Annotated in this window: 1 pseudogene; it reads right to left on the bottom strand. The window is 55.5% G+C overall.

Annotated elements, in window-relative coordinates:
• Positions 1–227 (bottom strand): annotated as a pseudogene (locus QN347_RS20435) (hypothetical protein); the annotation flags it as partial.

A 227-nucleotide genomic window follows, 5' to 3' on the forward strand; every position in this document is an offset into this window, starting at 1 on the left:
TTACCATACAGGCCGAAGCTGGCCGGGAATGGCGGCTTGAAGCGCGGTTGACCTTTTTTGCCTTCCAAAGATTCCAGCGGCACCGTAACCGTGGAAAGCATGCAGTTGGAAGGAAAATTCCGAACCGGCGATGCGATCGCCGAGCATGCCGGCGGCGCGCGCTTCTTCGAGCGCTTCTTCGAAACGATCGTAGTCGGCGAAAATTTCACCGTGAATATAGTTGTAGC

This window comes from Sphingomonas sp. 10B4, assembly GCF_035019905.1.
Classification (GTDB): Bacteria; Pseudomonadota; Alphaproteobacteria; order Sphingomonadales; family Sphingomonadaceae; genus Sphingomonas; species Sphingomonas glacialis.